The 20,323-nt window shown below is 43.5% G+C and carries 19 protein-coding genes; 10 read left to right on the forward strand and 9 right to left on the reverse strand.

Going from position 1 to position 20,323, the window contains the following annotated elements:
- Window positions 1–7: 7 nt before the first annotated feature.
- Complete coding sequence (locus RM556_RS04745; protein ID WP_311361374.1) at window positions 8–424, reverse strand: secondary thiamine-phosphate synthase enzyme YjbQ; 417 nt, start codon at window positions 422–424, stop codon at window positions 8–10.
- Between the two features lie 82 nt (window positions 425–506).
- Between RM556_RS04745 and RM556_RS04750 the strand changes: the two genes are divergently transcribed.
- From RM556_RS04750 to RM556_RS04790, 9 genes are all read left to right on the forward strand, one after another.
- Window positions 507–1,421, forward strand: a complete 915-nt coding sequence (locus tag RM556_RS04750; RefSeq protein ID WP_311373983.1) for an alpha/beta hydrolase — start codon at window positions 507–509, stop codon at window positions 1,419–1,421.
- A 9-nt stretch (window positions 1,422–1,430) separates the two neighbouring features.
- Window positions 1,431–2,747: a kynureninase gene (kynU, locus tag RM556_RS04755; RefSeq protein ID WP_311373984.1), complete on the forward strand. Its 1,317-nt coding sequence runs from the start codon at window positions 1,431–1,433 to the stop codon at window positions 2,745–2,747.
- Window positions 2,748–2,789: 42 nt separating this feature from the next.
- On the forward strand, window positions 2,790–3,128 hold the full coding sequence (locus tag RM556_RS04760; protein ID WP_311373985.1) for an MGMT family protein: 339 nt from the start codon (window positions 2,790–2,792) through the stop codon (window positions 3,126–3,128).
- Between the two features lie 199 nt (window positions 3,129–3,327).
- On the forward strand, window positions 3,328–3,828 hold the full coding sequence (locus RM556_RS04765; RefSeq protein ID WP_311361378.1) for a YHS domain-containing (seleno)protein: 501 nt from the start codon (window positions 3,328–3,330) through the stop codon (window positions 3,826–3,828).
- Between the two features lie 165 nt (window positions 3,829–3,993).
- Window positions 3,994–4,293, forward strand: coding sequence for a DUF2282 domain-containing protein (locus tag RM556_RS04770; protein ID WP_311361379.1), 300 nt, complete (start codon window positions 3,994–3,996; stop codon window positions 4,291–4,293).
- A 35-nt stretch (window positions 4,294–4,328) separates the two neighbouring features.
- Window positions 4,329–5,258, forward strand: coding sequence for a DUF692 domain-containing protein (locus RM556_RS04775; protein WP_311373986.1), 930 nt, complete (start codon window positions 4,329–4,331; stop codon window positions 5,256–5,258).
- Between the two features lies 1 nt (window position 5,259).
- Complete coding sequence (locus tag RM556_RS04780) at window positions 5,260–6,126, forward strand: DNA-binding domain-containing protein (protein WP_311373987.1); 867 nt, start codon at window positions 5,260–5,262, stop codon at window positions 6,124–6,126.
- Between the two features lie 89 nt (window positions 6,127–6,215).
- Window positions 6,216–6,647, forward strand: a complete 432-nt coding sequence (locus RM556_RS04785) for a DoxX family protein (protein WP_311361382.1) — start codon at window positions 6,216–6,218, stop codon at window positions 6,645–6,647.
- A 105-nt stretch (window positions 6,648–6,752) separates the two neighbouring features.
- Window positions 6,753–8,501, forward strand: a complete 1,749-nt coding sequence (locus RM556_RS04790) for a monovalent cation:proton antiporter-2 (CPA2) family protein (RefSeq protein ID WP_311373988.1) — start codon at window positions 6,753–6,755, stop codon at window positions 8,499–8,501.
- 17 nt (window positions 8,502–8,518) lie between these two features.
- Here the strand turns inward: RM556_RS04790 and RM556_RS04795 are convergent, their stop codons facing one another.
- The 5 genes from RM556_RS04795 to RM556_RS04815 form a co-directional block, all read right to left on the reverse strand.
- Window positions 8,519–10,165, reverse strand: a complete 1,647-nt coding sequence (locus RM556_RS04795; RefSeq protein WP_311373989.1) for a serine hydrolase — start codon at window positions 10,163–10,165, stop codon at window positions 8,519–8,521.
- Window positions 10,166–10,194: 29 nt separating this feature from the next.
- Window positions 10,195–11,067 (reverse strand): bile acid:sodium symporter, encoded by an 873-nt coding sequence (locus RM556_RS04800; protein WP_311361385.1) that lies wholly within the window; start codon window positions 11,065–11,067, stop codon window positions 10,195–10,197.
- A 9-nt stretch (window positions 11,068–11,076) separates the two neighbouring features.
- Window positions 11,077–11,835 carry an SDR family oxidoreductase gene (locus RM556_RS04805; protein ID WP_311373990.1) on the reverse strand — a complete coding sequence of 253 codons (759 nt, stop codon included), beginning with the start codon at window positions 11,833–11,835 and terminating at the stop codon, window positions 11,077–11,079.
- Between the two features lie 74 nt (window positions 11,836–11,909).
- Window positions 11,910–12,977 carry a phosphotransferase family protein gene (locus RM556_RS04810; protein WP_311373991.1) on the reverse strand — a complete coding sequence of 356 codons (1,068 nt, stop codon included), beginning with the start codon at window positions 12,975–12,977 and terminating at the stop codon, window positions 11,910–11,912.
- 20 nt (window positions 12,978–12,997) lie between these two features.
- On the reverse strand, window positions 12,998–14,218 hold the full coding sequence (locus tag RM556_RS04815) for an acyl-CoA dehydrogenase family protein (protein WP_311361388.1): 1,221 nt from the start codon (window positions 14,216–14,218) through the stop codon (window positions 12,998–13,000).
- A gap of 331 nt (window positions 14,219–14,549) precedes the next feature.
- On the opposite strand from RM556_RS04815, the gene RM556_RS04820 reads away from it, so the two are divergent.
- A complete protein-coding gene (locus tag RM556_RS04820) occupies window positions 14,550–15,173 on the forward strand; it encodes a hypothetical protein (RefSeq protein WP_311361389.1) in 624 nt (207 codons plus the stop codon).
- Window positions 15,174–15,285: 112 nt separating this feature from the next.
- On the opposite strand, the gene RM556_RS04825 is transcribed toward RM556_RS04820, so the two are convergent.
- The 3 genes from RM556_RS04825 to RM556_RS04835 all read right to left on the reverse strand — a co-directional run bounded on the left by RM556_RS04825 (window position 15,286) and on the right by RM556_RS04835 (window position 20,312).
- Complete coding sequence (locus tag RM556_RS04825) at window positions 15,286–15,867, reverse strand: thymidine kinase (protein WP_311361390.1); 582 nt, start codon at window positions 15,865–15,867, stop codon at window positions 15,286–15,288.
- Between the two features lie 2 nt (window positions 15,868–15,869).
- Complete coding sequence (locus RM556_RS04830; protein ID WP_311373992.1) at window positions 15,870–17,921, reverse strand: EAL domain-containing protein; 2,052 nt, start codon at window positions 17,919–17,921, stop codon at window positions 15,870–15,872.
- Between the two features lie 126 nt (window positions 17,922–18,047).
- Window positions 18,048–20,312, reverse strand: a complete 2,265-nt coding sequence (locus RM556_RS04835; protein WP_311361392.1) for an acyl-CoA dehydrogenase — start codon at window positions 20,310–20,312, stop codon at window positions 18,048–18,050.
- Window positions 20,313–20,323: the final 11 nt, after the last annotated feature.

Below are 20,323 nucleotides of genomic sequence, written 5' to 3' on the forward strand. Positions count from 1 at the left end.
ATAGAAGTTAGTGAGTAATCGTGACGACAATCTGTCTTGAGCCAGCGTGGTCACGATGCTCCCCTAAGTAAATGCCTTGCCATGTGCCTAACAACAATCGGCCCTTATTGATTGGTATGCTGACACTGCTCCCAAATATAGATGCTTTGATATGAGCAGGCATATCGTCTGGTCCCTCATATGTGTGACGGTAATGTGGCGCGTTCTCAGGTGCCAATACGTTTGCATGGGCCTCTAAGTCACTTCTCACCGTGGGATCTGCATTCTCGTTGATTGTAAGGGACGCTGATGTATGTTGTATGAACGCATGAAAAACGCCGCAATCTATTCCTTTTAAATCATCACAGTGTCGTATGATTTCCTCGGTGACTAAATGAAAACCTCGGCTCTTTGCTGATAATTTGATCGTATATTGAAATGCCATGTTCAAGGTCTCTTGTTTGTATGCAATATTCGTTTTATCAATGGTAGACTCTTAGCCCTATCTTCGACAAGGAATTCAATCGGTGCAAACTAAATTTCAGAATATATGGCCTGTTAAACAAACAATTATCAACTCTTTATTCATGGCGCTGAGTATGGTGATTTTTAGTAGCCATTCTCAAGCGCAGCAGACTGAACTCATCGACTTTCCGAGTGCCGAGAAGAATACGCCATACAAGCTAGTGTCGGCCTTGTCATTTCGCGAGCCAGATCAAACACACAAATATGGTAGCGAACATGCCGATCAATATGCAGCATTTTGGTCACCGCCAGAACGTAGTAGCAAACCCCTTATTGTGTTTATTCACGGAGGTTGTTGGTTGAGCGCGTTTGATATTAAACATTCTTACGCATTAGCAACCGCCTTATCGCAACAAGGCTATCCAGTCTGGTCAATGGAATATCGCCGCGCTGGCAATGGTGGCGAATGGCCAGTTGCTTTGGATGATCTTAGTGCTGGCTTAAAAGCCCTAGGAACCTTAAATGACCAAGGTTATGACACTAAAAATATACATATTATCGGCCATAGTGCTGGTGGTCACTTAGCAGCCATGCTTGGCGCAAAGCTGGAGGATGCATTACCAGAAGAAGTTAAGCGGGTTGATATCGTCGGGCTTGCCGGCATCATGAATGTTGTAGACTATGCTAACGGCAGCAATAGTTGTCAGTCGGCAACGCCCAGTTTTCTATCTGGACTTCCCGCGGAGTCAGTTCAGAACTATTATTTAGCTAATCCACAAAACTATCAATTAAGTGGAGAGAAGTTAAGGTCCTTTATCTTGCTGCAAGGCACGCAGGACAGCATCGTACCGTCTTCACAAGCGAAGCATGTGCGAGCTAAAACAGTAATGCTCGAGGGTGTTGGACACTTTGATTGGATCCATCCTGGTTCCTATGCGTTTAAACAGCTTCTTACCACTTTAGAATCACTGAGATAAAAATACACCATGAGTGAAAATTCGAAATCCCAGCACGTAAGCACACAAAGCCACGCAGCTTCTGCGATCGCAAGAGACCAACAAGACGCGATTGCGCATTTACGCGATCATTATGAGTTGCCAGAAGACACTATTTATTTAGATGGTAACTCTCTTGGCGCTTTACCAAAGGCAGCTAAAAAGCGTGCTCTGGAAGTTGTCGAAACACAATGGGGTAAAGATTTAATTACTAGCTGGAATAAGCATGCATGGATAGATTTGCCAATTAATGTGGGTGATCGCATTGCGCCACTAATCGGCGCAAAGCAAGATATTAAAAACGACCCCGCATCTGCTCAAGTGATTTGCTGTGATTCCATTTCGGTTAACCTTTTTAAACTGCTATGTGCCGCCCTGTCACTGAATAGTGATGATGGCAAGCGCACTAAAATCTTATCTCAGCGCGATAATTTTCCTACCGACCTGTATACCGTAGAAGGTTTGCAAGCATTAATTGGCGCTGGAAAATGTGAACTTGTGCTATGCGAGGAAGAGGAGATTGAACAGAAGATAAAGGAGCTTGGCGACTCACTTATTACTGTTATGTTAACGCATGTAAACTTTCGTTCTGGTTATATCCATAATCTCCCTAAAATCACTGAATTGGCCCATCAGCACGGGGCTTTAGTCATTTGGGATTTAGCTCACAGTGCGGGTGTTCTGCCAGTGAACGTCGACGAACATAAGGTGGATTTTGCTGTCGGGTGTGGCTATAAATACCTGAATGGCGGGCCGGGAGCGCCAGCCTTTGTGTACGCTGCCAAGCGACATCATGCAAAATTACAACAACCCTTAAGTGGGTGGATGGGACATGCCAAGCCCTTTGATTTTGCAGTTGAATACCAAGCCGATTCCGGTATTAAGCAGTTCTTAAGTGGCACGCCTAGCGTGATTTCGATGAGTGTATTGGATGCGGCATTAAGCGTGTTTGATGACGTTAGTATTCAACAAATCAGAGACAAATCGATGGCGCTGACGTCATTTTTCCAACAGGCAGTTGAAGACGCGGATGACCTCAAGGGTTTGAAGTTCGCGTCGCCAGCATTACCTGAACAACGCGGTTCACAGCTCGCTTACACGCATGACAAGGCATATGCCTTGTGCCAAGCGCTTATTTCAAAAGGGATCGTCGCAGACTTCAGAGCGCCTGATATTATCCGTTTTGGTTTTTCGCCGACTTATCTCAGTTTTCAGGATATATTTCAAAGCATCGAAACGCTCAAACAAGTGATGCGAGATAAAACGTACGAACTGCCAGAGTTTAATCGCAAGCAAGCAGTGACATAAGTTTTACTGCTGCTTATCTACTTTACTTTGGAAGCAGACACATTGAATCCCTCATATCAAAAAATCTGGACCACTGTGAACGCTATCCCTCCGGGGAAAGTGGCGAGCTATGGTCAGGTTGCTGATCTAGCTGGTTTGCCTGGACGCGCAAGACTAGTTGGTAAAAGTTTGGGATTTGTCCCCGAAGGACAAAGCGTGGCATGGCATAGAGTATTGCGTTCAAACGGACAATTGGCTTTTCCGAAAGGCAGTGAGCAAGCCTTGAAGCAAACAGGCCTTTTACAAGAAGAAAATGTAGTGGTATTGAATCATCGCGTTAAATTGGCTGAGTTTCAATGGCAGCCTGACTTAGGTGAGCTTTTATTCACTTTGAAATACTGACTCTTCTCACACATTCAAGCTACTAATTTCTATTTTTTCAACTACGCCTGAAATAATTTGAAATATCGCTGGGTCTTATAATCGAATTTGCTAACAAACTACTTCATTCAATACTGAAAAAGTGAACAGAATGACGAGGAAGTAGGGGAAGCAAATAAGATTAATTCAAAACAAAGCGACAACATATTAGGAGCTACCCATGTTTGCCAGATTGAAAGGTTCAAAATTACTTAGCGCTGCGGCATTAGTCATCGCGTTTACTGTGACTTCTTGCGGATTAATTCCGACTCAAGCGCAGTCTTCTATTAATGCAGTTAACGTTGACGAATCTCGTTTGGCGATAAAAGGTTACGACCCAGTTGCCTACTTTACTCAAGCAAGACCGGTGATTGGTACAAGCCAATTTACTTCTGAGCACTTGGGCGCGACGTATCAATTTAGTTCAGCCGAGCACAAGTCCCTGTTTGACGGCAACCCAACGAAATATGCACCACAGTATGGCGGTTATTGTGCGTTTGGTGTATCTAAAGAGTACAAGTTCGATATCGATCCAGAAGCATGGGCGGTTGTTGATGATAAGCTTTACCTAAATTTAGATAAAAAAGTTCAAGCGCGCTGGGTAGGTGAAAAAGAAGAACTTATCGAAGTAGCTGATAGCATTTGGGTAACCATTGCAGATACGCCATCAACAGATTTATAAATTGATATTTAGGCTTCATCCAAGGTAAGTGTGGGGCCAAAGAAGTAGTAATTCAGTAATATTTGTTTAAAAAAATACATAGCGTGAAAGTTTTTGTTTCTTTTCACGGTTTTAATAACTATCCTGTTTCGGCAGGCAATTAATCCAAACAATGAGGATTTTCATATGAAAACGACTAATTTAGCAATGGCCGCAGCCCTAGCAACAGTAATGACCATGGGTGTTATCGACACTGCAGATGCAGCGAAGAAGAAAAAAGAGAAGTGCTACGGCGTTTCTGCAGCAGGTCAAAATGACTGTGCAAACCTAGCTGGAACACACAGCTGTGCAGGTCAATCTACTGTAGACAATGATATCGGCGAGTGGCGTTTAGTGCCAGCTGGTACTTGCAAAGAACTTGGCGGTCACGACCGTAAAGCAGCGAAAAAGCTTTTCAAAGAAATGCAGGCTAAGAAAAACAGCTAGGCCTTTGGCTTAGTATTGTTTAAGTCTTATTCAGAGTGTCTTCTACACTTCACAATAAGCAAGCCAACGACAAGCCCAAGACCTTAATCGGTGTTGGGCTTCGTCATTCTCACTATACCGAAGCACTACAGAACGCTGCAAGTCATTCACACGAAGTTGACTTTGTAGAAGTTCATGCAGAGAATTTCTTTGCTGAGGGTGGCGCGAGTAAGGCCATCATTCAGGACATTGCTCAGGCTTATCCTTTAAGTATTCATGGCACATCTTTAGGCTTAGGCTCCTCAAGCCGAGTGCCTAAATCTATTCTTCAGAAATTTACCAACCTTGTTCAGTTAACCAAGCCTATGCTGGTTTCAGAACACCTTTGTTTCAATCGAGCAAGGGTTCAGGGTAACTTAGTACACAGCGGTGATTTGTTACCCATCCCATATAATCAACAATCTTTAAAGAATATAGTCAGTCACATTCAAGAGGTGCAAGACAATATTCAGCGTCCACTGTTAATTGAAAATTTATCAGCTTATATTCACGCGGCCCAGTTAAACGCGAGCACTCAAGATGACATGAGTGAGTTTGAGTTTTTGCTTGAAATGTGTTCCTCAGCCGGTTGTGGACTGCTATTAGATCTTAATAATCTGATCATAAATGCGCTCAATAAGAAGACGAACAACCCTGTTGAAGTGCTCAAACAAGATCTTTTGCAATTGCCACCTGAAATCGTCGGTGAAATCCATTTAGCGGGCTATACCGATAATGCTTCCCAAACAAATGATTTTATTATTGATGACCATGGTGCTGAGGTTTCGGCACAGTGTTGGGATTTATATGAGTTTGCTATTCAGCGATTCAAAAACACGCCAACCTTGGTTGAATGGGATACACAAATTCCAGAATGGTCGGTGCTATTGGGTGAAGCGAAAAAAGCAAAAGTAATCGCTTTTGGTTCAGAGCGAAGGGATCCCTGAGATGCCGATTCAAAAAGGCGATCATGCAAGCGAACTGAATGAAGCTCAAGAAGAGCAGTCCTATGACGAAATGCTTATCAATGCTATTTTCAGCAAACAAGTGCAAGCAGCAGAAGCCGCAGGGCAGGTGCCTGAGCAGTCAGTACAAACACAAAAAGCACTGAACATTTATCACAATAACTTCATAGAAAATGGCATTAGGGCACTGGCAATCACTTTCCCAAGTGTGGAAGGCCTTATTGGCGCAGATTCTTTTAGGATATTGGCCAAGCACTACTTAATAGATGAGCCTAAAACTCAGTTTGACTGGGGTGAGTATGGTGATAGTTTCAGCGAATATATTGATGAGCAAGAAGCCCTAGCGGAGTATCCCTTTTTAAGTGAAGCTGCAGAGCTCGATTGGTTTATTCACCAGATTCAACGAAAAAGCGATATTGAGTTTCAAGCAGACACCTTTGCCAAGTTAGAAACAGAAGATAGTGATGAATTAAGGTTTGTTCCTGCGCCGGGTCTTAGCCTGATGTTATCGTGGTTTCCTGTGGTCGATTTGTATCAACTTGTGCACGATCCGTATTTGCAATCAAATGAAGGTGTGTTAGCACGGCAAGAATTACTAAAAAACATCACAAAATCAATAAATAATGCAATAAATTCTGAACCTCCTCGGTCTCTTGTAATGTGGCGTGCAGAGTACAAAACCCAGTTTGAATATCTATCGGATGCAGAGGCATTGGTGATACAAAAAATACTGAGTGGAGAGCCTGTAAGCCAAATAATTGAAGCGCTTGGTGAACACAAGGTAGATCTTGTGACTTGGTTGACCAATGCAATCACAAAGAAACTCATTTTTGCGGTTGAACATGTTTAGCTTTTAAAGTCGGCTTGTACCCAAGTCTTTGTTAATGCTGAACAAACATGACACCAATACTAAATAACAGAATATAAGAGAGAAACAGCATGGCGAAGATAATAAACCTATACAACTCAATAATGGGTAAACTTGATTTACTACAACCGGTAGGCTTGCTACTAGCACGTTTCTACGTGGCTTGGGTGTTTTTCAAAGCGGGTTTAACCAAATTGAGAGACTGGGAATCTACTCTGCTCTTGTTTGAATACGAGTATGCCGTGCCGGTTCTAAATTTTGAAGTTGCCGCCTATTTAGCTACCTTCGGTGAAATTGTATTGCCAATTATGTTAGTGCTGGGTTTGTTTGGTAGAAAAGCGGCGATTGGTCTATTCATTGTGAACTATGTGGCTGTATTGAGCTTTGAGGATATGCCAGCAGCTGCGTTGAATGAGCATGTTACCTGGGGCTTATTAATGTTACTCGTTGCAATCTGGGGCTCAGGCAAGTTGTCACTCGATAAGCTCTTCAACATTAAATAAATCACATTTTGTTGAACAAACCTCAACAGACCCTTGAAAGTACTAGGGACTGTTGGGGTTTTTTACTATCATGGTCAGTAACTTTTGTTGATCGGATTTTTTACTATGAGCTTACTTGGCTCGGTAGCTATTTTTCTGGGTGCTACCCTCGTTGCTGTTCCCTTATTCAAGAAACTCAAACTCGGTGCCATTCTGGGCTACCTTATCGCTGGCGTGATCATCGGCCCATCAGCACTCAATCTAGTCAGCGATCCTTATACTATTTTACATTTCGCGGAATTAGGCGTTGTACTGCTCTTGTTCGTTATTGGTCTGGAGTTAGAGCCTGCGACCTTGTGGCGCATGAGAAACCAAATTCTGTTCAGCGGTGGAACGCAGTTGTTAGTTTCAGCTGCAGTGATTGGTTTTTTTTCGTATGCGGTAATAGGTGTGTCCGTTAACGGGAGTATTGTGATTGGTTTGGGCTTGGCATTGTCATCAACGGCCTTTGCTATACAACTAATGAATGAGCAGCGAATTCTGCAAACGCCACCGGGTCAGCAGGGATTCTCGGTCTTGTTAATGCAAGATGTCGCTGTTATTCCTATTTTGTTGGTTGTCGCTGCGTTGGCGCCTGTACAAACCGAAGTAGGACCGGCTTGGTATATTAGCTTAGGCGCTGTCATTGCGGTCCTCTTTGTGGGTCGCTTTCTGATCAATCCCTTTCTACGCATTGTTGCCCGCTACGGAAGCTCTGAAGTGATGACAGCTGCAGCTTTATTCATTGTGTTAGTGACCGCATTGGCAATGGATAAAGTAGGTCTGTCGATGGGAATGGGCGCTTTTATTGCTGGTATTCTCCTAGCCGACAGTACCTTTAAGCATCAACTTGAAACAGAAATTGAGCCATTCAAGGGCTTACTTCTAGGTTTGTTTTTTATTGCCATTGGGATGAATCTCGATTTGCAATTACTGATAAACGAGCCCGTTTTCATCATTAGCATGAGCATGTTACTTGTGGTGGTGAAAGCGGCGATTATCTTTGTGATTTTACGCGCGAGCAAACAAAGCGGAAAAGATGCGATGCGAGTAGCATTGATGCTATCACAGGGCGGCGAGTTTGCGTTCGTGGTCATGACCTTGGCGCTATCTAACGCTGTGTTGGATGCATCAATAGCCGGTCAGGTAAACCTGATTGTTGGTTTGTCGATGGCACTGACATCGCCCATCGTGATTATCTACTCTCTGTTTTTCAATACTCGCCATTGTCCCGCCGTTTACGATAGTTTCAGCGATAATAGCGAACCCAAGGTCATCATTGCGGGCTTTGGCCGTTTTGGACAGATCACAGGCCGTATTCTAGCGGCGAATGGTATTCCGTTTACGGCAATGGACAAAGACGCTGAGCACATTGAATTCGTGAGGCAGTTTGGCAATAAAGTGTATTTTGGTGATGCTACCCGACTCGACCTACTCAAAAAGTCAGGCATTGAAGAAGCAAGAGTACTGTTGGTCGCTATCGATAATGCGGAAGAAATTACTGAGCTAGTGAAGCTGGTTCAACACGAGTTTCCAAAGGTAAAAGTGATCGCCAGGGCACGCAACAGAATGCACGCGATTGACCTTTCTAAACTCGGTGTGAGCTATTTTATTCGTGAAATGTTTGATAGCGCTCTCTCTGCTTCAAAAGAGGTGTTAAAAGCTTACGGCTACACTGAGGGACAAGCAGAGAATATGGCCGCTTTGTTCTCAGAACATGACAAAAAAATGCTGGATAAAGTGGTACAAGAGAATCTAGGCTTACCTGAAATGATCAAATCTACGGAGCAAGGCAGGGCAGAGCTACAGCAGTTGTTCGAGGAAGATAAGCAGTAGAGGAAGGCTCTCTTCAGTTATTTTTCCGAAGAAGCCTCGTCCTGTTTTATAAAGTGCATGTCTCGGTATTCGTGTCGACTGCGCTCTTTTGCGGTGAAAGGGTGCATTTTCATACCGGTCACGTTCCCTTGAAAATCAGTTTCAAATATCAGAAAGGCGTCTGAGGCAGCATTTTGGTTATCCCACTTAACAACAAATTTGTTTGCTTCAAAAGGCCTTAATGTGCCGACCAAGGTAAGCATACGAGAAGAACTCAGTCGTAACGTTTTATCCTTCATTTCAATGTTCATATCTTTAAACCAAACATCGGAATAAGTACCGAGAATATCTTCACTTTCGATGAGCATAGGTTTAGTCGCAACGGGTTCGGGCAATTGACGAGCAAGGTACTTTTGTTCTTGTTCATCTTGGTAATCAACATAGGCCTGGACCCAGTTATCAATCTTGGATTCAGCGAGTTGATTTGCTCGCGGCATGAAGGCCTTCAGTATATGTTGCATTACCGAGCCTCTAACGCCATAGTTTGAACCGTTATTGAGTAATACCACACCTAGCTCTAACTCAGGAACCAAAGCCACATAGGCTTGATAACCCGATAATGTGCCGGTGTGGGAGATCACTTTGTAATTGAACATGTTCGCTAAACGCCAACCATAACCATAGGTTTTAAAGTGAGTGCCATCCCATTCTTCATCCGTTTCCGCTACGCCCAGAATGGTGTGGGCTTGCCACATATCATCTAATACAGATTCAGAAAACGGCAAGGTAGAAGGGTTTAGTAAGGCTTTCAGCCATAAGGTCATGGACTCTGCGTTGCACACTATACCGCCAGCGGCTACTGACATCTGAGCGGTTTCTTGAATACCATTGCGAGGAACAGCATACATTCCTTTTTCATCATTGTGTGCGTAGGGAGTTGCTGAGTTTTTGATAGCAGATTTAGGCACTTCACCCGCATAACACTGCATATTTAAAGGGTTAAAAATAGTATCTTGTAAGAAGTCTGCATATGACTGACCACTCACCCGTTCAATCACTTCGCCAGCAGTGATGTAAAGTACATTGCTGTAGGAGTAAGCGGAACGAAAGCTGTAATCTGGGCTTAAATACTGTAGATTCTGCACCACTTCCTGACGGGTAAAACCAGAAGGTTCTGGCCAGATCATACTATCACCCGCGCCGCCCACCAAGCCGCTTCGATGAACCAGTAAGTCCTCAATAGTAAATTCTCTAGTCACCCACGCATCCTGCATTTGAAATTCTGGCAAATGTTGTATGACTTTGTCTTGCCAATTGAGTTTCCCTTGGTCCACTAACACACCTAACGCCGCTGCGGTGAATGCTTTACTGGTAGAAGCGAGTCGAAAATAGGTTTGCTCGTTTACAGCTCGTTTTTTAGGTGAAAGTTGCCTTGCACCAAAGCCTTTCAGTAAGAGGGTATCGCCTTTATGCACAACACCAACGGCTAACCCCGGCGTATGAAATTTTTCTAAGGCCGACATAATGAGTGCTTCGGTTGTCGCGATATTCAAGTGAGCTTGGTTATCGAGCTGGAAATTAGCCTGTTTATTATCTTGAGGAGCAGTTTCAGTATTAGCATGGGCAACTAATGGCAGAGCACTTAACAGTGACACGGAAAAAAGACTAGCGAGTAAAAGATGCATTGGTTCTAACCTAATTGATGTGAGCGTGCTTATTCGCTCTGTGCTTCCTTGTGATACGTTTTATGATACATGACTAGCAAGAAAGCACCAACGTACATAGTGATGCCATACATTCCGGCGGCGATGCCATAGGCGTTGTTTTCTAAGAAGGTAATGGCGATGAGCATTGCCATTGTGGCATTTTGTGTGCCCACTTCGATGCCCAGTGTTAAGGCATCTTTTTGGCTCAAGTTGAACGCCTTTGCAATACTAACGCCAAGGATTGTGGCACCCAAGTTCAAGCCAAAGGTAAGGACAAAAACATCAGGGAAGGCGGCTTTAATGGTTTCTATTTCTTGGTAACACATCACGACAATAATCAGGATCATGAATACGGTAGCGAAGTGCCTAAAGAAGGGCTCGACTCTACGAGCGGGTTTAGAAAAGAAATGGCGTAGTGTCATCCCAATTATAATAGGGACTAATAGTAAAATGATGAGCTTCTTAGAAATGTCTACCAATGAGAATTCCTGAACTGCTTCTTCTGCGAAGAAATCAATCGCAAACTGAATCAATAAAGGGGTGGTGATAACACAGATAAGCGTTGCTATGGCGGTTAAACTGACCGACAAAGCAAGGTTTGCTTTCGCAATGTGGCTGATAAGGTTTGACGTGGTGCCGCCAGGACAGGCTGCTAATATCATTAAGCCAATAGCAATCTCTGCTGGTGCATTGAATATGAACGCGATGGCAAAGGCAAAAAGAGGCAAGAGCACCAGTTGACCAAGTAGCCCTGCAAATACGCTTTTAGGCACTTTGGCTAAGCGAGTGAAGTCGTCCTTCACCAAGCTCAACCCCATGCCTAACATGATAATGCCTAAGCCTAATGGCAGTAGCGTTTGTGTAAATATAGATTCCTGCAAAATGGCAGCCTAGCTCATTTTCGCTAGCCACGAGAGCGGCGCAATTCGCATCACGCGATTCAAAATAACCCACGGCCAAGATGGCACATAGCTATTGCCGCCTTCTTTTTCTATCGCTTTAATAATTGCTTTGCAGCCAGTTTCGGTATCTACCATGAACGGGACTTTTTCGACCTTTTCATTTATTTCGCTGCGGATAAAGCCTGGGTGAACCGTACTCACTTTAATAGGCGTGCGCATGAGGTCGATGCGAATACCCTCGGTAAGAGATGTGATGGCGGCTTTCGTTGCTGCATAAACAGTAAGCGCGCGTCGGAAACCTCTGACAGCACTGATCGATGAAATAGTGACGAGGTGACCGCTGTTTTGTGCACGGAAAATTTCAACTGCGGCCTCGCATTGCGCCAGTGCAGACACAAAGTTTGTGACGGCAGTTTCCTTATTCGCTTTAAAGTAGCCAGTGCCCACCGATGCGCCTTTACCCATACCGGCGTTAACAATAACACGATCGAGCGAGCCTAATTCTTGCTTAAATTCTTGAAAAACAGTGAAAACCGCATCGTGGTCATTCACATCTAAAGACTTAATAACCACGTTGATATTCGGGTTGATCGCCAAGAGTTCACTTTTTAACTCTTCCAACCGGTCAACGCGACGTGCACACAAAGCAAGGTTCCGCCCCATCTTTGCATACAATAATGCCATGCCCTTGCCTAAACCTGAGCTTGCGCCTGTGATGAGAATATTTTGTCTAACGGATGAGGACATAGAACCTTCTTATTATTGTTGTCTTTTTATTGTTGTTTTATTTTTCTACTGTTTTTTGCTTTTTCAACAACGCCTTAGCGCTGTTGATTAATGATTTTACGGCAACGATGCATCAAGTATTGCACAAAAAACCAAATATGCTTATACGCTGGATTACGTGTTTGTTTGTGGTGATAGCGATAATAGATCTGTTGTGCTATCGCCGCTAAACGAAAAAGCCCATAAACTTCATAAAAGGCAAAGTCCTCGGCCCGCAAATTTTGCTTATTGCAGTAATACTCGATAACTTCTTGACGCGTCATCATACCCGGTAAATGAGTTGGTTGACGGCGTGTACCCTTGGCAATGCGATCATCATCAGCTTGAACCCAGTAGGCTAAACTGTTGCCTAAGTCCATTAAAGGATCGCCTAGCGTCGCTAGCTCCCAATCAAGCACACCAATGATGTCTTGGGGATTGTTTGGGTTGAGTACTAAATTATCAAATCGATAATCATTATGGGTGATACAAATTTTCTCGTGACTGGGAATATTGTCTTGCAGCCAGTCAGTGACTTTTCTGCCCCTTGGTACGTTCCAAGTTTTAGCTTTTTGGTATCGACCCGTCCAACCGCTTATCTGGCGCTGAGTATAACCTTCGCCTTTACCAATATGTGACAAATCCGCTGCTTTGTAATCTACATTGTGCAAATCGATTAAGCCGTCGAGTGCCGATTCGCAAAGTTTGCGAGTATCTTCCGGAGAAATCTCAAAACCACGAGGCATATTCTTGCGCGGGATGACGCCATCGAATTTCTGCATGATATAAAACTCAGCACCAATGACAGACTCGTCATCGGTATAGCCAAGCATGTCAGGCACTTTTGGATAAACCGTTTTCAAGGCCTTTTGTAAGCGGTACTCTCGACCCATATCGTGAGCACCTTTGGCCTTTGTGCCTGCTGGTGGTCGACGTAAAATAACTGACTTATTCTCAAAATCTAAACAATACGTCCAGTTAGAAGCGCCGCCAGAATACTGGGTAACTTTTGGCGTGCCCTCTACATTGGGCACATTCGCAGACAACCATTCTTTCAGAGGTTCAATCGGTAATTCTTCCCCTGGGCGAACGGCTTCTGCAGTATCAATGACATTTTTATTCATAGGAATTTGTTGAGAACACCTTAGCGATATTTTTTAAGTTCAAGGCGTGTCACCATGCCCATATGTACTTCATCAGGACCGTCAGCAAGCCTGAGTGAACGAGCTCCCGCCGCAAAACGAGCGAGTGGGAAGTCTTCACACATACCAGCGCCGCCGTGTATCTGAATTGCCATGTCGACAACTTCTTCCAGCATTTGTGGGATAACCACTTTAATAGCTGAAATATCAACCATAGCATTCTTTACACCTAGATTATCAATTTTCCAAGCGGCTTGTAAGGTGAGTAAGCGAGCTTGTTCGATTTTCATTCGAGCCATCGCAATGCGCTCTCCGTTGCCACCCAGTTTGATAATAGGTTGGCCAAAAGCAACGCGCTCAAAGCCTCGTTTGATAGCAAGCTCGAGTGCTTTCTCTGCAGTACCGATTGCTCGCATACAGTGGTGAATACGGCCTGGACCTAAACGACCTTGCGCAATAGCGAAGCCTTTACCCATGCCAACTAGGAGGTTTTCTTTCGGTACTCTTACATTGGTAAAGTGCATCTCGCCATGGCCAAATGGTGCGTCGTAATCGCCGTAGGCTGTGAGCATGCGTTTGATTTCAATCCCAGGTGTATCCAGTGGTACGATGACCATGCTGTGTTGGTTGTGGCGGTCGTTCTCTGGGTTTGAAAGACCCATAAAAATACATACCTTTGCGTTCGGATGACCTAAGCCAGTGCTCCACCATTTTTTTCCGTTGATAACAATTTCGTCGCCATCTAGCTCAATTCTGGCCGCCATATTCGTCGCATCTGAAGAGGCAACATCAGGCTCGGTCATGCCAAATACAGAGCGAATCTCACCAGTGAGCAACGGCGTTAACCATTCCTCTTTTTGTGCTTCATTTCCAAAGTGGTATAGCACTTCCATATTACCCGTATCAGGGGCATTACAATTAAAAATTTCGGGGGCGAAAATGTAGCGACCCGTTTCCTCAGCAAGTGGGGCATACTCCAAGGTGGTTAGACCTTGAGCAAGCTCAGCATCGGGTAAAAATAAGTTCCAAAGTCCGGCAGCTTTGGCTTTTTCTTTTAATGGTTCAATTGCAGGATGGGCTTTCCATGACTTCCAATCACCCGTTGGATTGAGCTCTGCAAGCTCTCGATATACTTGATCTTCAATTGGGGCAACATGCTCTTCTAGGAAGGCACGAATGCGCGCGAGATAATCTTGAGTTTTAGCGTTATATGAAAAGTCCATGATGAGTCCCTAACAATGTGAATTATTCAATTCATCATAGAGTAAATCGCAGTAACAGCGAACTTTGTTTAATTTTGGTAAATTGATAAGTTTGGTGAATACCCCATTGATGATCGGAGCTAAGTTTAGCTTAGCAGTTTTCTATGGGCAGCTTCATTATTGACTCCCTTCTTGTGGTGGTATGACGAAGCTTTTGAGTGACTAAAGGGATATTTAGGTATGTTTTTCGATTATTAGATATTATATTTTTAATTTTAAGTGGCTGATATAGATGATAATTTTCGAATCCTACAAGTAGTCACTACATATAAATACAAACAAGGAAGAAATCATGTTGAAAAAACTCATCTGCTTATCCATCGCATCCTCATTAGTTGCTTGTTCTGGTGCTGACTCTGCACACAAGGGGATTACACCTTTAGAAGATTCAGTGGTAAGCATTTCTGCATATGCCTTAGATGTGGCAAGAAGAGGAGATGTTGGTTGTCTCATTTTAACTGCAGCGTCGGCAACAGATGTCGCGAAACTAAGCGTAGATCAAACTATATTTGTAACAGAAAATGGGAAAGAAAAGCGCGAAAGATGGGACACAGAGAACAAAGGTAAAATGTATGAAATGTTAAAGAAAGACATGTCAGAGTACGACATTGTTGGTGTCGGTTCGGAAACCATAAGAAGTAGTTGTGCCAATGCTTTTATGGACCATGAATATGCTGTCTATTGGGGAGCCAATAAGGAAGTCGTTCCAGAGCGTGAAAACGATTGTTACATCGAGATGAAAGATGGTGAGAAATTCGCTTTCAATGAATGTGCTGTTAGAGTGAAATTTAACGAGATTAAAAACTTCTCTGACATGGAAGAAGTCTATCCTACTTTGTATAAGTCAATTTATGATGAAGTGTCGAAGAATGCTGATGATAATACCATCAACACATCGCCACTTATTGCAAAGTAGCAGCTTCTCGAAGAAAGTGTCTTAGTGCACTTTCTTCCACCCCAACTTTTCTGGGCAAGCAGCACACGATAACATTGTATGCAATTGACTCTTCTGTAAGTGGCTAGATGGTTTAATTCAAAGACACCTTTTCCGTAAAGTGCTTTCTGCACAACGAAACATATTTCTCATTGCCACCGACATCAACCTGATCGCCTTCTGATATAGGCTTACCTTGATCATCTACGCGAGCAACAAAGTTAGCCTTGCGACCACAATGACACACGGTCTTTAATTCAGATAACTTGTCAGCCCATGCTAGTAAGTAATGACTTCCTTCAAAGGTCTGGCCTCTAAAGTCTGTGCGTAAACCATAGGCAAGTACTGGTACTTTTAAGGTATCGACAATTTGCAAACATTCAATAACCTGTTGTTTGGTGAGAAATTGGGCTTCGTCTATAAACAAACAAGATATTTTGTGTTGGGCGCATTCTGCTTGCATCGCAGCGAAAAGATCCGTTTCTGGTGTGAATAAATTGGCTGGAGACTCTAGGCCAATGCGCGAAGCTATTTTCCCTTGTCCATAGCGGTCATCTAGTGCCGCAGTGAACAGGGTGATGTTCATGCCGCGCTCTTTATAGTTATATGCTGATTGAAGTAAGGAAGTGGACTTTCCTGCATTCATTGCAGAATAGTAAAAGTAAAGTTGTGCCATGTTTAGTTGTTCTTATTATGATATTTATTCACCCAATCATCTAATTCACTATTAGGCATAGGGCGCGCTAAAAGATAACCTTGAATATACCGAATTCCGAGGTCTTTTAGTACCTCCAATTCTGTTTCGGTTTCAATTCCTTCTGCCACGGCACATGCTTCAAATTCATCAGCGATTAATTTCGTTGCAGAAATGATGGTCTTGTCTCGCTTACTCAGGTCTTGCAAGAAGCTTCGATCTATTTTGATAATATCAAACGACATGGTTTGTAATTGATTCAGGGAAGAAAACCCAGTACCGAAATCATCAATAGAAATATGGATCCCTAGGTCAGCTATTTTCTTCAGTTGGCTTTGCGCAAGTTCACCATTTTCTAACATGACACTTTCAGTAATTTCTAAGTGCAAGCGTTCGGCAGGCAGGCCACTGTTTGTTAATGCGTCGATAATAATCTGAATGAAGCTGGCATCGAGTAGTTGAATGGAGCTCACATTGACCGATACTGCAGGTTTGGTCGGATAAGCCCACTGCGCGGCATCTTCACAAGCTTTGTTAAGTACCCAGGCACCAATTTGATTAATGCGCCCAGATTTTTCAGCGATAGGAATAAACTCTGCGGGCGAAATAAACTGGTCCTTGTGTTGCCAGCGCAACAAGGCCTCAATTGCCCAGAGTGAATTAGTCTGCACATCAACGATTGGTTGATAAGCAAGGCTGAGCTCCTTGGTTGCCATGGCGTGCTTCAAGCCATCACGAATAATTTGTTCATGTTGAAACTCTTCAAACAGCGCGGGAGAGAATGCAATCGCATCGCCTTTGCCGAGATTTTTATGGCAATACATTGAAATATCGGCATATTGGATAAGTTGGTGAGGATCTTCGCTGTCGTGAGGAAACTTGGCGATGCCAATACTCGCGCCTAAGACAATGTTATTGGACGATATCTTGATGGTTTCAGCAATAGCGCGTTGAATATTAGTCGTGAGTGTATCGATCACGTTTTCACTGTCATAAGGCATGAAAAGCAAAAATTCATCTCCTCCCCAACGACATAACAGGTTATTCTGTGAATCATCTAGCTCAAGCAGAAACAGTTGCTCGTGCAGACGCATGCCAATCTCACTTAATACCGAGTCACCGGTTTTGTGACCAAAGCCATCATTCACATCTTTGAAACCATCAAGATCTATAAATAACAGGGCAAACTGTTGCTGCAAGCTCTCTGGGCGGCGCGTGACCGTTTTTAACTCGTGCAGAAAAGCGCTACGATTCATTAAATTCGTTAAGGGGTCTACGTTAGAAAGACGGTAGATTTCCTCGGTACGCTTGTTGACTTCAGATTCAAGAGAAAGATTGTATCTATCGAGTTGTTCATTCACTGTGATCAGTTGACTATTCACTCTCTCGACTTCCTTTTTCTCAAGGTCCATCAAGTCCAGCAGTGAGGTGTTTTTACTCTTTAAATCAAGAGCCTCGCTAACAAACTTGCCGGCTTGTTTCGAGGACATCATCATCACAGCCCAAAAGCTAAAACCTAAAAATGAAATATAGTGAAAATATTCGAACTCACTAAAGAAGCCCATGACGGCATACGGTAAAATCAAACTCGACATATATAAAACGGATAGGCGAGTAGATGCAGCTAGAATCGTAATCGCACCTCCGGCTAAGGCAGAGAGTATTATGGCGCTAACAGTAATTTCTATGCCGTCCATAGTGGGTACAAGCAAAAAGCTATAACTCGCCCAAATAGTGCTATTGACAAGAATACCTGTGCTTAAACGCCAAGTGACAGGTTTAGCTCTGAAGTTTGATTTTTTAAACTGTTGAGTCGTGTATACGTTGTCTATTATGCGCAAAAAATGAGAGCACACTAATAAACCAAAAATGAGGGTTTTAGTGCTTTGTTGTTCTGGCGTTTCAAAACCAAAGCATAAGACAGCCATGCACAACAAGGTAATCAATAAACCACCAGGTGCGTTGCCATACAATAATTGTAAGCGCGACTTTGTATCTTGCTCAGTCGAATTGAAAATATCAGTGTGTCGCATCATCTGTAAACGCTACCAAAAGTGAATAAGCTTGCTGGTATAAAAAAAGGCCAATACGTATACGTATCGGCCTTTTTCAGTTTTAGTTGATGCTTACATGCTATGCAGTATATAAGCTCAAATTATTGATTACGCTGCGTTTGCGGCTTCATCTTTTGTTCTACCGGCGCTAGGTCCGTCAGTTTCTTCGGCGCTTAATAAATCCATGTCAAAAGTGAATTCGTCAACGCGTACTGAAAGTTTACGCTTTTCGTTGTACTCAAGCAGCACTGTGCGCTCATCGGTTGTCAACTCACCCGCTTCCAACAACTTGTCAACAGCGTTTTCGAATGACACAAATGGTACAACTGGCGACTTACGAAGTGCTTTCTGTACTTTCGACAATAGCGGCATTGCAGCATGTTTCGCCTTGAATGCTTGCTCGTTAATGTCGTTGCCATCACCTGGCATTGTTTTCACTAAGTGAGTCAGTTGCGCTTTTATGCTGCTATCTTGCAACGATGCCATTGATAATTCACGAACCAAGTCGTCAGAAATACCGCTAACAGATGAAGTATAGGTATTCGTCAACAATCTCATCAAACCGCGAGTAGGCGTGTTCGGGAAGTTGTTGATGAAATTAACAACAGCCGTTTCAGCTTGCTGTAGTGACCATTCCATTGCATAACGGAAGTAAGCTTCTGCTTGTGTACGGTCTTCAACACGCTGCTCATAGAAACGAATAGTTGCCATAGCGGCGTACAAGTAGCTCATTACGTCACCTAAGCGAGCAGACAATAGCTCAGCTTTTTTCAGGTCGCCACCAAGTACCAATAGTGATAAATCTGCTAATGGTGCTAGTTTTGCAGCAATCGCATTCACACGCTTCTCGTAAGGACGCACTATTGGGAAGTTAGATTCTTTCGAACGTAAGAATGGAAGGTAGCTATTTGCTAAACTTCTAAACGCATTCTTCACGCTGAACTTTACAGTCTTACCGAATACTTTATTGAATGCTGCATCCGCTGACTTATCGTCGCTGTGGATCAAATCAACCATTTCTTTCAAGTGTGGGTGACAACGCATTGCACCTTGACCGAAGATCATCAAGTTACGAGTCAGGATGTTTGCACCTTCAACCGTAATTGCAATCGGTAGCGCAGCATAGCCATTCGCTAATGTATTTTGTGGACCACGTTGAATAGCTTTACCTGCCTGAACATCCATCGCAGAGTTCAATACATCACGACCGAGTTCAGTCATGTGGTATTTTGCAATTGCAGTAACAACCGATGGTTTAACGCCTTCGCCCAAACCTTCAGTGGTCAATACTCGCATGGCTTCAAGTAGGAATGTTTTACCAGCAATGTCAGCTAGCTTTTCTTGAATACCTTCAAAACGACCAATTGGTACGCCAAATTGCTCACGTACAAATGAATATTCAGCCGTTGATTTAAATGCTGATTGAGCTGAAGCAACGCCCATAGCTGGTAAAGAAATACCGCGGCCAGCGCCTAAGCAGCTAACCAACATCTGCCAACCACGGCCAATGTTTTTCTCACCACCAATAATAAAGTCCATCGGAATGAAAACATCTTTACCACGGGTTGTACCATTATAGAATTTCACGCCCATTGGGTCGTGACGGTTACCTAACTCAACACCAGGGTGAGATTTTGGTAATAAGGCACAGGTGATCCCTAGCTCAAGTTTGTCACCCAGTAATTGTTCTGGATCGAATACTTTAAATGCCAAACCTAATACAGTGGCAATAGGTGCAAGCGTAATATAACGCTTATCCCAAGTAACGCTTAAGCCGACAACTTCCTTACCTTCCCACATGCCTTTCGTCACAATAGCAGCGTCAGGAATAGAGCCCGCATCTGAACCTGCTTCTGGGCTGGTTAGTGCAAAGCATGGAATATCTTGGCCAACCGCTAGCTTTGGTAGCCAGTAGTTTTGTTGATCTTCAGTACCGTAGTGCATCAATAGCTCACCTGGACCCAAAGAGTTTGGTACCATCACCGTTACGGCAATTGCACCACTTGTCGCAGCAATAGTCGCTACGATAGTTGAGTTTGCATATGGGCTAAATTCTAAACCACCGAATTTCTTCGGGATGATCATTGAAAAGAATTTATTTTTACCTAAGAAATCTAAGACTTCTTGAGGAATATGTTTGCTGTTATTCAGTTCGAACTCATCAACCATTGCTAATAGTTCTTGAACTGGACCGTCTAAAAACGCTTGCTCGTCTGCGCTCAATGTTGCTTGAGGAAGGCTGCGCAGGGCATGCATGTCAGGTTTGCCTTGATAAATAGACGACTCAATCCAAACGTCACCCGCATCAAGTGCTTCTTGCTCGGTAACTGAAATTGGAGGTAATACTTTCTTTAAATTTGTTCTTAAGCTCATTTTAACTTATC

The sequence above is a fragment of the Alteromonas sp. W364 genome, from assembly GCF_031846205.1.
Classification (GTDB): Bacteria; Pseudomonadota; Gammaproteobacteria; order Enterobacterales; family Alteromonadaceae; genus Glaciecola; species Glaciecola blandensis.

What these genes read in the sequence shown, in the direction of transcription:
- RM556_RS04745 (WP_311361374.1), bottom strand. Translation starts at nt 424, where the DNA reads ATGGCATTTCAATATACGATCAAATTATCAGCAAAGAGCCGAGGTTTT.
- kynU (WP_311373984.1), top strand. Translation starts at nt 1,431, where the DNA reads ATGAGTGAAAATTCGAAATCCCAGCACGTAAGCACACAAAGCCACGCA.
- RM556_RS04765 (WP_311361378.1), top strand. Translation starts at nt 3,328, where the DNA reads ATGTTTGCCAGATTGAAAGGTTCAAAATTACTTAGCGCTGCGGCATTA.
- RM556_RS04770 (WP_311361379.1), top strand. Translation starts at nt 3,994, where the DNA reads ATGAAAACGACTAATTTAGCAATGGCCGCAGCCCTAGCAACAGTAATG.
- RM556_RS04780 (WP_311373987.1), top strand. Translation starts at nt 5,260, where the DNA reads ATGCCGATTCAAAAAGGCGATCATGCAAGCGAACTGAATGAAGCTCAA.
- RM556_RS04785 (WP_311361382.1), top strand. Translation starts at nt 6,216, where the DNA reads ATGGCGAAGATAATAAACCTATACAACTCAATAATGGGTAAACTTGAT.
- RM556_RS04790 (WP_311373988.1), top strand. Translation starts at nt 6,753, where the DNA reads ATGAGCTTACTTGGCTCGGTAGCTATTTTTCTGGGTGCTACCCTCGTT.
- RM556_RS04795 (WP_311373989.1), bottom strand. Translation starts at nt 10,165, where the DNA reads ATGCATCTTTTACTCGCTAGTCTTTTTTCCGTGTCACTGTTAAGTGCT.
- RM556_RS04805 (WP_311373990.1), bottom strand. Translation starts at nt 11,835, where the DNA reads ATGTCCTCATCCGTTAGACAAAATATTCTCATCACAGGCGCAAGCTCA.
- RM556_RS04810 (WP_311373991.1), bottom strand. Translation starts at nt 12,977, where the DNA reads ATGAATAAAAATGTCATTGATACTGCAGAAGCCGTTCGCCCAGGGGAA.
- RM556_RS04815 (WP_311361388.1), bottom strand. Translation starts at nt 14,218, where the DNA reads ATGGACTTTTCATATAACGCTAAAACTCAAGATTATCTCGCGCGCATT.
- RM556_RS04820 (WP_311361389.1), top strand. Translation starts at nt 14,550, where the DNA reads ATGTTGAAAAAACTCATCTGCTTATCCATCGCATCCTCATTAGTTGCT.
- RM556_RS04825 (WP_311361390.1), bottom strand. Translation starts at nt 15,867, where the DNA reads ATGGCACAACTTTACTTTTACTATTCTGCAATGAATGCAGGAAAGTCC.
- RM556_RS04830 (WP_311373992.1), bottom strand. Translation starts at nt 17,921, where the DNA reads ATGATGCGACACACTGATATTTTCAATTCGACTGAGCAAGATACAAAG.
- RM556_RS04835 (WP_311361392.1), bottom strand. Translation starts at nt 20,312, where the DNA reads ATGAGCTTAAGAACAAATTTAAAGAAAGTATTACCTCCAATTTCAGTT.